This window comes from Verrucomicrobiota bacterium, assembly GCA_016871535.1.
GTDB lineage: Bacteria > Verrucomicrobiota > Verrucomicrobiia > Limisphaerales > SIBE01 > VHCZ01.
Genome location: VHCZ01000201.1, coordinates 1 through 11,318, shown reverse-complemented (window position 1 = coordinate 11,318; position 11,318 = coordinate 1). Strand labels below are relative to the sequence as shown.

7 protein-coding genes are annotated in these 11,318 nt (G+C 60.6%); 2 read left to right on the top strand and 5 right to left on the bottom strand.

The window, feature by feature from the left end; genetic code table 11:
* Nucleotides 1–183: 183 nt before the first annotated feature.
* On the bottom strand, nt 184–3,123 hold the full coding sequence (locus FJ398_20690; protein MBM3840332.1) for an ATP-dependent DNA ligase: 2,940 nt from the start codon (nt 3,121–3,123) through the stop codon (nt 184–186).
* Between the two features lie 118 nt (nt 3,124–3,241).
* Here FJ398_20690 and FJ398_20685 point away from each other — a divergent pair, with 118 nt between their 5' ends.
* Nucleotides 3,242–4,396 (top strand): hypothetical protein, encoded by a 1,155-nt coding sequence (locus FJ398_20685; protein MBM3840331.1) that lies wholly within the window; start codon nt 3,242–3,244, stop codon nt 4,394–4,396.
* A gap of 470 nt (nt 4,397–4,866) precedes the next feature.
* Here FJ398_20685 and FJ398_20680 read toward each other — a convergent pair whose 3' ends face one another.
* Nucleotides 4,867–5,214, bottom strand: a complete 348-nt coding sequence (locus FJ398_20680; protein ID MBM3840330.1) for a hypothetical protein — start codon at nt 5,212–5,214, stop codon at nt 4,867–4,869.
* Between the two features lie 176 nt (nt 5,215–5,390).
* Between FJ398_20680 and FJ398_20675 the strand changes: the two genes are divergently transcribed.
* On the top strand, nt 5,391–6,596 hold the full coding sequence (locus FJ398_20675; GenBank protein ID MBM3840329.1) for a VCBS repeat-containing protein: 1,206 nt from the start codon (nt 5,391–5,393) through the stop codon (nt 6,594–6,596).
* Between the two features lie 454 nt (nt 6,597–7,050).
* On the opposite strand, the gene FJ398_20670 is transcribed toward FJ398_20675, so the two are convergent.
* From FJ398_20670 to FJ398_20660, 3 genes are all read right to left on the bottom strand, one after another.
* On the bottom strand, nt 7,051–8,427 hold the full coding sequence (locus FJ398_20670) for a Gfo/Idh/MocA family oxidoreductase (protein MBM3840328.1): 1,377 nt from the start codon (nt 8,425–8,427) through the stop codon (nt 7,051–7,053).
* A 183-nt stretch (nt 8,428–8,610) separates the two neighbouring features.
* On the bottom strand, nt 8,611–9,936 hold the full coding sequence (locus tag FJ398_20665) for a Gfo/Idh/MocA family oxidoreductase (protein MBM3840327.1): 1,326 nt from the start codon (nt 9,934–9,936) through the stop codon (nt 8,611–8,613).
* A 269-nt stretch (nt 9,937–10,205) separates the two neighbouring features.
* Entirely contained in the window at nt 10,206–10,925 is a 720-nt protein-coding gene (locus FJ398_20660; protein MBM3840326.1) for a glucosamine-6-phosphate deaminase, read from the bottom strand.
* Between the last annotated feature and the right edge of the window lie 393 nt (nt 10,926–11,318).

Genomic DNA, 11,318 nt, shown 5'->3' with positions numbered 1-11,318 from the left:
TCGTAAAAAGTAGATTTGCTAAAAACGCGACTCTGAACTCCATATCGACAACAGATTGAACATGACGAATGACCTTCAGAACCGGGGGTTTCATGCATTTCGAACAGTTGTTAACTGGACACGAGTGGAGTGGAATCCGTCCCTACCGGTTCATGGGAAGGGGCTCGCCGTCAGCTTCGATAATCATTTCAGAAATCTCCGCGCCGACGACACGGTGTCGATTTCCGCCGGGGATTTGTCGCGGCGGATTCTCAGGATGCGCGGGAAGCGCATGGCCAGTCCGCTGCTGTGGCGCGCGCTGGGCTGAAGCGCGTCGAACGCAATTTCCAGAACGGTGTCCGGTTCGACCTCGAAATAACGGCCGCGCTGGCTGATCGCTTTGCTCAGGAAATGTTCCGTGAGCTGCGCGATTTCCGCGTCGGTCAATCCGCTGTACGCCTTGCCGATCGTCCGGAGCTGGCCTGTCTTGTCGTCGCGCACGGCAAAGGTGTAATCGCTCAACACCGCGCGGCGCTTGCCGTGGCCGTATTCGGCGCCGATCACGACGCAGTCGAGTGTTCCGTAAGCCTTCTTCAATTTCAACCAGGCCAACCCGCGCCGGCCCGGAGAATAAACGCTGTCGGGATCTTTGATCACCAGGCCTTCGTTGCCACGCTCCCGGGCCGAGTCGAAAGCCGCTTCGATTTCGTTTGACGATCGCACGGCCGTGATCTGGGAGAGCCTCCATGATCCAGGTAGGGACGGATTCCACTCCGTCCCTGACTTTTTTGAGCCATCGGCCGAAGCAGATTCCAGGGACGCGGTGGAACGCGTCCCTACCCGGTTCATGGGAAGGGGCAAGCGGGACAATTTCTCCAGTTGTTCGCGGCGTTTCCGCAGCGGCGCATTCAAGCGGCTTTCGCCCGCGAACCAGAGGAGATCGAAGGCGACGAACTGCACCGGAATTTCCGCTCCCAAAAATAAATCGCCCTCGCGCCTTCCCAATCGGCGCTGAAGATCGGCAAACGCCATCGCCCGGCCTTCGCGCATCGCGACGATTTCTCCGTCCAGCACAAAATCGTCCGGCACGGTGCGGGCCAGATCCGCCAGCTCCGGAAACGAAGCCGTGATCTCTTTCAGATCGCGCGAGTAGAGCGCGACGCGGTCCCCGACCTTGTGAACCTGGCAACGGATCCCGTCGTACTTGTCTTCGACCCAGACCAACGTAGGACAGGCATCCTGCCTGTCCGGGGATTTCGTTGTGCTTAGCGCGTCCGCCGGGGCAGGCAGGATGCCTGCCCTACTTTTTACGCGGTCCCAGATCGCTTCGGCGGTCTCTTCCGGCGAGGCCAGCATGTACTTCACCGGGCGAAACGGCGTCAGCGTGGCCGAAGCCAATTGCCCGCGTTGGGCGAGTCGCGCCGTTTCGCCAATGTCTCCCAGGAGCAGATTCGCGTTCTTGACCTCCTCCACAGCAACCGAGAACGCCTGCGCGATGGCCTCCTCGACCAACCCTTCCTTCAGCCCGATGCGCAAGTCGCCGGTGAGAATCTTGGTCAGGAATTTCCCTTCGAGCGCCGTCACTCGCCGGAGCGCCGCGATCAGGATCGGCAATTTGCCGAGCGGGCCTCGGGCGGCGTAAAGCTGTTGAAAGAGCGTTTCCACGTCGCGGACGGCAAAGGTCGAAACGGCGGGCGCGATCTCGCGCAGGATTTCAAAGGCCGTTTCGCCGAGGTCGCTGTGTTTGAGATAAACCTGGCCGAATTCCGCCTGGTCCATCTGATTGACCGCGCAGAGGGCGTCGCGAATGATCGCCCAGCCGAGTTGCAGAACTTTGTTCTGGCTCGGCGCGAACGGATGGCCGGTCAGCCACGTGTTCACCGGGACAAGCCATTCGGTTTCCAAACGCTTTTCGTATTCCGCCAGCAGCCGCGTTTTCTCCGACTTCTTGGTCGTCGCGGCAATGCTCGCGCAAACCGACGCAAAGGCGTGGAAGCGATCCGAGGGAACCGCCGGAGCCTCCGCCAGGCGATCGGCCAAGGGCAGTTCAACCTCCGGTTTGGACTCCGCGGACCACGGTCCGGGAATGATGGATCGATTTGCGGTTGCCGATTCGGAGTCCGTGGAGCGGGACCGAGGAGGCAACGGCAGCGTCAGTTGTTCCTCTTGACTGAGCGCCTCCGCGTCGCAGCCCATCTCGCGCAACGTCTGGGCGAAATCGGCGGCGAAACCGTGCAGCGTGTAAACTTTCTTCGGGTTCACACGCTTTACCATTTCGATCAAGTCAGGAAAGTCCGCGTGATCGCTCAACGCGAAAGCGGCGTCCGCGCGATAGCGAAAACGGCAGTTGGCATCCACGGCCCAGCCGGTAAGGATCGCCGTGCGAACGGGGCGGAGCTTTTGCAGCATCGTCGAGTTGGCCGCGCTCGGAGGGCAGACCAGGACTTTCTTCCGAGCCGCAGTGCTTTCGAACTTTTCGTAAGCCGGGAATGTTTGTCCGAACTCCTTGTAAATCTCGGTCAGCTTGTGGACCTGGCCGTGCAGCATGATCGGAAGTCCCGCCTCGGCCAGACCGCGGAGAATTTCCTGGCTCTTGCCCAGAGAATAGCCCAGCAGGACGGGCGTTTCATCATTGTCGAGCGCTTCGCGGCAAAAACGAACGACGCCCTTCAAGACATCCGTTGCGGGAGGAAATCGGTATTGAGGCCGGCCATACGTCGTTTCCATGATGAGCACGTCCGCCGTCCGGGGCTGACACGGTTCGGCGGACAAACCGGGACGCAGCTTGAAATCCCCGGTGTAGAGCAGCGTGCCGCCTTGGGCTTCGATCCACGCCATGGCGCTGCCGAAGATGTGGCCGGCGGAGAGAAGCGTCAGCGCGAACGGGGTGCTGGCTTTCTCGAACCGCGCCTGTTCGCCGAACCCGAGCAAGTGTTCCTGCCATTCGCCGCTCAGGCGCGCGCGCATCAGCCTGGATGTGGCCGCAGTCAAGATCACTTCGCGATGCACGCCCACGTGATCCGAGTGCGCGTGGCTGATGAAGACTTTGTCCGCGCCCAACTGGGGTTCATGGGGATCCAGCCACAAGCCCAGTTCCGGCAAATGAACGCCGCCGCGAACGAAGCGGATATCCAGCAGTGCCATCGCCAGCCACTTTAGGCGGCGGATGGTTCAAGTCAAACGAAGGGAGAAGGAATAACCACATCTAGATTCTTTTCGCGTGACCGCTCCGGTCCAGGTAAGTTTATGCCGGTCCAGGTTTATGAGTCGCCGCCGGCTTACGATTCTGTTGCTTCTGCTTGTTTGGGAGAGTGCTCTGCACCGATGCCTCGGCGCCGTCCCGCCGGGCGCGGATTTGTTCGCGCTCACGAATGTTCCGGCGTTTGAGATCGAGATCGAAGCCGCGGGCATTCGTTCGCTGCGCAGCGACCCGCGCACGGATGTCAAAGCGACGGTGCGCCTCGGGCAGGAGGTATTTCGCGACGTGGGCGTTCACATCAAAGGGTCGCAAGGCAGCTTGCAGAGCATCGATGCCCGCCCGTCGTTGACGCTGAGCTTCAACCGATTCGTCCCGAAACAAAAATGCCGCGGCTTGCGGAAGCTTCATTTGAACAACTCCGCGGAAGATCCGACCTGGATGACGGATGTGCTCTGCAGCGAATTGTTCCGCCAGGCGGGCATCTCGGCCGCCCGCGGCGCCTACGCCACGCTCAAGCTGAACAGCCGCAATCTCGGCCTGTACGTTCTGAAAGAAGGCCTGACCCGGGAGTTCCTCGCCCAGCATTTCCGCCGCACCGATGGCAATCTGTATGACGGCGGTTTCCGCCGCGATGTGGACCGTCCGCTCGAACGCATCCACGGCAAAGGCGCGCAAGACCAGGCCGACCGCCTCGCGCTGCTCGCCGCCGTGCGCGAGCCGGATGCCGCCCGCCAGTGGCAACGGCTGGAACAGTTGCTCGACATGGATCGCTTCATCACGTCGCTCGCGATGCAAACCATCACGTGGAACTGGGACGGCTATGCGATGGCGCGGAACAACTACCGGATCTACCACGATCCGGAGACCGGCAAGATGACTTTCATCCCGCACGGCCTGGACCAGATGTTTTGGGAGCCGGAAGGACCGATTTATCCGCGGATGCGCGGGTTGGTCGCGGCAGCCGTCCTGCGCGCGCCGGAAGGCCGCGAGCGGTATCGCCGGCGTCTGGCCTGGGTCCACGCGAATGTGTTCAACGTGGCGGCCATGACCTGGCGCTTGAACGAATTGGCAGCGCTGATCGAGCCGCATTTTTCCGGCGCGCCCGGAGCGGTGGCAAAACTGCGCCGTCTGATTGCCGGGCGTTCCCGGTCCGTCGCCGAGCAATTGCAGCAAGCTGAAGCGCTGCCGCCGAATATCACGGGTGGCGCGGGACGCTGACTCGCAACAGTTGACAAAAATCAGTTTTGTAACAGGAGCAAACGGAGAAAACAGAGAACCCCCATAGCAAGATTCCGTCTTACCATCAAGAAACTCGAGCTCCCGGAGGGACTGCTGGACATCGTTGGAGGAGACGGTTCGGCAATTTCGCCAGGCGGTCGAAAGATCGTGTTTATTCCTGACGAGAACTACAGGGACATTGACGTCGTCGATTTACGAGACGGCTCAATAGTTACGCCGGACAAGAGATTCCGGTCGGTCCGCAGGATCAAATCAACCTGTTGCCTTGGTGGTCGCACGACGGACGTTACCTCCTTTTCAAGAGCAATCGCTCAAGTGTCTATGACTTCCGGGCGCAGCGAATCGAAAACGGCAATCTCGTTGGAGAGGCGATGCGCGTTAAGCGCGACGCGGGACAGAGGACACACCTTTTGCAGGTGCTCAAGGACTCAAGGACGGGTTTTGTTCCCTCAGACAGAGAATGCGCTGGCCGCGCCTTTCCTCATCCACGCCCGGTGCCGTGCTTGTTCGATGCGGAGCAGGCTCTCCAAGCGCTGGGACTCGGCGGAGCTGAACAGGAATTCTTCGGGCAGGTCGCGTCCGCAAAGCCCGCACAGTTTATGGCGGCGGCTGTAGACAATGGAACCGCAATGCGGGCAATCGCCATCCGCCGCCTCTTTGGTCAACCGGCGCTCGGCCCACAATTCAGGCCGCGCTTCAGGCCGCGCCGCAGGGTCCTGCCGGATGACAACGGGTTGCTGGAGCAAATCTTGTTCATCCGTGGCCGCCAGGTTCAGCTTCAAACTCACACCGTTCATAGTCACGTCCTCTCGATTTTCACGATTCGATCCCGAACCGATTTCGAGTGGTATAACGCACGAACACGCCAAAAAGTTTCAATTTCTTTCGAAACACGCTCGGAGCGAATTCAGAGATTGAGTCGGCGCCGGTTCGCCGTTAGCTTTCCGGCCAAGCAAGACAACTTTTCCAGCTTATGACCTCAAACGGATCGCTTCTCCTTTCGTTGAGTTTGCTCGCGTCACTTTTCTCCGCTTCGGCGGGGGAATTGCCCACGCCCCGGTTTCGCGCTGTGGACGTGGATACCAAAGTCGAAATCGGCTACGGCCTGGCCATCGCGGACGTCGATGGCGACAAGAAACCGGACATTCTCCTCGCGGATAAAACTCTGATCGTCTGGTATCGAAACCCGGCGTGGACCAAGCACGTGATTGCGGAGAAACTGACCCCGCGCGATCATGTCTGCATCGCGGCGGCGGACGTGGATGGCGACGGCAAGGCCGAGGTCGCCGTGGGCGCGGACTGGGGCCCTTCCGACACGAAAAACAGCGGCGCGGTTTTTTATCTGATTCCGCCGGCTGACCGGACGCAGAAATGGGAACCGGTCAAGCTCCAGCACGAACCCACGGTGCATCGCATGCGCTGGGTCCGGGATTGGATGGGCCGCGTGACGCTCGTGGTGGTGCCCCTGCACGGGCGGGGCAACGACGCGAGCAAAGGGGAAGGCGCGGGCGTGAAAATCCTTCGCTACATTCGCCCGGAAAATCCGCGCGACACCTGGGAAACTATGACCATCGACGAGTCACTCCACAAAACCCACAACTTTGATCCGATCCAATGGGACGAAGACGAGGCGATGGAACTGTTGATCGGCGGCAAAGAAGGCGTGTTCCTCTCGAATTGGTCCACCGACGACAACGCGCTCAAGCTGACGCAACTGGGTTCCAACGAAGGGGGGGGCGCAGGCGAAGTCCGCGCGGGCCGGCTCACGAAGCCGAACGACTTTTTCGCCACCGTGGAGCCGATGCACGGAACCCAACTCGTGCTGTACCGGCGTCCGCAAGGCGGGTCAGCCAGCTCGCTGTGGCCTCGCCGCGTGCTCGACGCCACGCTGGTGGATGGCCACGCGCTGGCTTGCGGGGATTTGCTGGGACTTGGACGCGACCAGATCGTGGTCGGCTGGCGCGCCATGAACAATCGCGACGCCAAAGTCGGCATCAAGCTCTTCACTCCTCTCGACAACGACGGCAAAGAATGGAAATCCACGCTGGTCGATGACAACACCATGGCCTGCGAGGACCTCACCCTGGCCGACCTGAACGGAGACGGGCGGCTGGACATCATTGCGGCCGGGCGCGCGACGAAAAATCTGAAGGTCTATTTCAACGAGACGGCTCGTTAACGAGCCGAGGGACGGGCGGTAGCTCTCTCCCTTGGGGAAAGAGATTCTCCCAAGCAAAACTTCGCGCATTGAACCCCTGAACGTCCCCCTCTCCCAAACAGCCAGAACCAGGCTCGTTTCCCGGCACGCAATCCCGGGACGCGGAGAGTGGCGTCGTTGCAGGCCACCTCAAGCTCTTGCACCGTGCAGTTGTTCCAGGGCACGTTGGCGATGCCAATCGCTTCTTACTGTGCAGACCGTGGGATTGACGACAGATCGACCGGAGAACCGTAGCGCAGATTTTCAACTGCTGTATCGCCGATTCCCAATCGGCAGGGCGCCGGCCAGTCCCAGCGTGCTCGGACTGGGAGACGCCCGCAGAATACAATTCTGCGATACGGCAGAGTGCAACTCTGCGCTACGAGCTTTGTCGTCCATTCCGGCAAATCTGCAGGTTATCCTGCCAGCGGATGGTTCATGATGACGCGCCCGGATGCTTCCACGGCTTGCGGCACTCGCGGCGCAGACGCCGCGTGGCCTCGCGGTCGTTCGCCACGACGCGTTTTTTCGGGTCGTAAACCACCGGGCGGCCTAGATCCATCGCCATGTTGGCCAGAATGCAACTCGCGGTGGAAATGTGGCCTTCTTCGATGTCGGCGACGGGGCGGCTGCGTTTTTCCACGGCGGCAAGGAAATCCAGCATATGGCGGCGCGTCGCGGGCGCGGCGTTCAACTCGATGGCTTTCTCCGTGACGTCTTCGGGATATTTCTCGCGCTCGTAAAAGCAGTCGAAATGAATCGGTTTGGCGTTTGTATCGACCGGGATGAAATCCGCGCGCATGGTGCTGGCTTTGAGTGTTCCTTTCTCGCCGTAAATGAACAGCGCCCAAGGATAATCCGGGTCGGGCGGCGTGCCCCAGGTGCGGTGCTGCCAGACGCAGTTGAAATGGTCGTACTCGAACGTGGCGGTCTGGGTGTCGCTGATGTTCGATTTGCCTTCTTTCTGCACGTAGATGCCCCCGGCGGAAGTGATGCGTTTGGGCCAGCCCAGGCCGAGCATCCAGCGCGCGGTGTCGAACATGTGCACGCACATGTCGCCCACGATGCCGTTGCCGTATTCCGTGAAAGTGCGCCACCAGCGAAGATGCGGCAGCCCGTCGTAAGGACGGAGCGGCGCCGGGCCGGTCCACATTTCGTAATCCAGATGATCCGGCACCGGCTGCACCGGCGGATTGCCGTTGGCGCGCATATGGAAATAACAGCACATATCGACGTGACCGACCTTTCCGAGCAAGCCGGCTTCGACGACTTGCTTTTTGGCATCGATCAAATGCGGCGTGCTCTTGCGCTGAGTGCCGATCTGGACGACACGCTTGTGTTTGCGCGCGGCATCCAGCATCGCCTCGCCTTCGCGCACGTCGCGGCTGATTGGCTTCTGGCAATAGACATCCGCGCCGGCCTCGATGGCTGCGATGCAGTGCAGCGCGTGCCAATGGTCGGGTGAGCCCACGAGCACGAGATCGAGGTCCTTTTCCTTGAGCATCTCGCGGTAATCGGTGTAGGTGCGCGGCTTCTTCTTCGATTTCTGCCGCTGGCTGGCGATCTCAACGGCTTCGGCGAGCATGTTTTTGTCGGGATCGCAGATCGAAATGATCTCCACGGGCGCGACCTGGACGAGCCGCCACAAGTCGCTTTTCCCGTACCAACCCGCGCCAATCAATCCGACGCGCCTGGGCTTTCCGTGAACGATATCCAACGCGTCCGCGCCAAACGACGGCAACGCGGCCATCGCGGTGGCGGCCGCGGTGGTCTGTAGGAATTGGCGGCGGTTGATGTAAAAGCCTGGAGTCATTGCAGTGGATTTCATGCCGCAGTATTAACCGGACCCCACGGCGCGCGCAACAAGCCAAAACAGGCGCTGCGCAACCTCTCAGTTAACGTGGTGGAGCGACGCTCCTGCGGAGCTTTTCTTCAATGGCATTGGCTCGTCAGGAGCCTCGCTCCACCTTGACTACCTTAACCGAGGGGATACGGCTTACGCCAGTTTCCACGGATCGCGGTAGGACACCTCGAGCCATTTCTTGTCTCCAGCGCCGCCGACGAACTTCTCCTTGGCCGGATCCCATTTCATCCGCTGCCGATGGAAGTAAGCCAAATTCACGAGATGGCAAACGGTGACGGTCCTCGCGCCGATTTCAACGTCGCAAATCGGCGGCTTGCGGCTCCGGATTGAAGCGAGGAAATCGCCCTTGTGATCGTCGCTTTTGTAGAGCCGGACCTTGGCGTCGATCAGATATTCTTTAATCACTTCGTCGAGTTGTTTGGTGGAGTCCGCCTTTTTGGTGTCACCGACGGTCAGCTCGAACCTGCCGCGATTGACCAGAATTCTCCCTCCGGTTCCGATAAACCGGACGCCGTTGCCCGTGTCGTGCAGAACTTCGATGCCGCCGGCGTATTTCAGTCGCACGCCGTGGCTGGCTTTCGGATCGTCCGCCAGGATGATTTCCACGGGACCGCTCTCGTCCATGCCCAGGCCCCATTGCGCGATGTCGAAGTGATGCGCGCCCCAGTCCGTCACGCCCCCGCCGCCGTATTCCCGGTAATTGCGCCACGCTGGAAAATGGTCATGCACGCCGCGCGGACTGAGCACGGAATTGTACGCCCGCATGGGCGCGGGGCCGAGCCACAGATTCCAGTCCAACCCGGGTTCCTCGGTTTCCGCGGGCAAGTCACACCATTGGGGCGGCCCGCCGACGCCGACCTGGACGGCCGTGATTTTCCCGATCCGTCCATTCCGCACCAACTCGCACGCGGTCCGGAATTCTTTCGACGACCGCTGCATGCTGCCGGTCTGGAAAATGCGCTTGTGCTTTCGGACGGCTTTCACCATCGCTCGCGCCTCGTGGATCGATTGGCAAAGGGGTTTCTCGCAATAAATGTCCTTGCCCGCTTTGGCGGCCGCAATCGTAATCAGGGCGTGCCAATGGTCTGGCGTCGCGATCACCACGGCGTCAATGTCGCGCCGCGCCAGCAATTCCCGGAAATCGACGTAAGCCGCGCAACCTTTGTAAGCGCTCTGGTTTCCTTGCCTGGCGTAGAACTCCTCAACCGTCTTTTTCGCTTGCTCGCGGCGGGTGGTATCGACCTCGCAAACGGCCAGGACCTGCGTTTCCTTGCGCCGGATGAAATCACTCAACAAGCCGCGGTTCTGTTTGCCCAGACCGATGAACCCCAGCCTGAGGCGGTCGTTGGGGCTTTTCTCAGCAGCCCACACGCGCGCCGGGAGGAGCAAGGGCGCGGTCAACGTGAAGGCGGCGGTGGTTTGAATAAAGTGTCGGCGGGTGAGGGTTTGTTTTGGCATAAGTTGTTTCGGGTTCTGTTCAGTAGTTCACGGGCCAAGTTCATCAGGCTTTCGCCTGATTCGTTTAGGGTGTTTCAGGGCATTGGACGATTGGGACGAAGGCAGTCTTCACCTTGTTTAGCGAGGCTGGCGGTCGGCAAAAAGAACGCTCGTCCCATTTTCCTCTCTCCGCGAGGAACGAGCGCGGAGAGAGGGGGAATCCTCTACCGAACACGCTTCCCATGAGACCCCACCAATTCAGAGCGGCCGTGAATCAAGACAGGTGGAGATTATCTCCGCGCGAGTTGGGCGGCGGCCGCTTCGTCCAGATAGACGGCAACGTTCGGATGATTCTGCAGCCAAGACGCGGGACAAGCCGTACATCTCGGCCCATCGATCATCTTCGCCACGGCGCCAGCTTTGTTCGAGCCATAGGCGAGGATGAATACGCTTTTGGCCGACAGGATCGTTTTCAGGCCGATCGTGGCGCCACGCGAAGGCGAGTAATCTCCATTGAACCAGGCGCGATTGGCTGCCGTGGAACCCGGTTCCAATTCCACGATCCGCCCCGGAGAGTCGGGCGCGCTTCCCGGTTCGTTGAAACCAAGATGTCCGTTTTGTCCCAACCCCAGCACGATCACATCGAGGCCTCCGAGCGCGGCGATCCGGCGTTCGTGAGCTTCGATGCTCGTCTTCGCGTCGGCCTCAAGCGATTTGACCGTGTAAAACTGCGTCGAGGGAATCCGCCAGGCCTCCACCACGGTCCGGCGGAGCAAATTCGCACACGTCCTCAAATCTTCCGGTGGCACGCCCACGTACTCATCCAGCGCGAAGACGTGGAGGTGGCCCAGGGCCGGCGACCGTTGCGCGATCAGTTCATAAAGCTTCAGCGGCGTATTGCCGCCGGCTGCGACGAGGGTGCGTGGGGTCGGCTCGGAAAGCCTCTTTGCGAGAGCATCGGCGGCGGCGGTGTTCGCGGGATTTGGCCCGCTGTGAATTTCGACTTTCATGGGCAAAATACGGGGCAGCTAGAGATCGAGAATCCCATCCGCCGACGCACGCGGATGAGCGAAGGAAGCCACGACGAATTCGGGAAGGAACGCGGACAGCGTGTCCGCACAAAGGTCAAGCCAGGCGCGTTGGAAAGCACGCGGGCAAGCTGCCCGCGCTCGTGCGCCTGAGATGGCGATTGGTCGAAGCGGTGAAAGTCCGCTTCTGTGCGGTGAAGAATCGTGCGGTATTGAACCATAACTGCGTCGTGGAAACACGGGGTGGAGAGCAATGGAACGAGAACGGCCAGTCCGTAACGCCGTTCGTCTGTCGAGGCGAACAAAGTGAACTCGATTCGGTCGGCGCGGATGGGCGAGCCTGCGAGCGCTGTGCGAAGCCTGTCGCGGAGGGTA

Bases quoted from the DNA above. Each gene is read 5' to 3' on its own strand.
- FJ398_20690 (MBM3840332.1), bottom strand. From the start codon at position 3,123: ATGGCACTGCTGGATATCCGCTTCGTTCGCGGCGGCGTTCATTTGCCG.
- FJ398_20685 (MBM3840331.1), top strand. From the start codon at position 3,242: ATGAGTCGCCGCCGGCTTACGATTCTGTTGCTTCTGCTTGTTTGGGAG.
- FJ398_20680 (MBM3840330.1), bottom strand. From the start codon at position 5,214: ATGAACGGTGTGAGTTTGAAGCTGAACCTGGCGGCCACGGATGAACAA.
- FJ398_20675 (MBM3840329.1), top strand. From the start codon at position 5,391: ATGACCTCAAACGGATCGCTTCTCCTTTCGTTGAGTTTGCTCGCGTCA.
- FJ398_20670 (MBM3840328.1), bottom strand. From the start codon at position 8,427: ATGACTCCAGGCTTTTACATCAACCGCCGCCAATTCCTACAGACCACC.
- FJ398_20665 (MBM3840327.1), bottom strand. From the start codon at position 9,936: ATGCCAAAACAAACCCTCACCCGCCGACACTTTATTCAAACCACCGCC.
- FJ398_20660 (MBM3840326.1), bottom strand. From the start codon at position 10,925: ATGAAAGTCGAAATTCACAGCGGGCCAAATCCCGCGAACACCGCCGCC.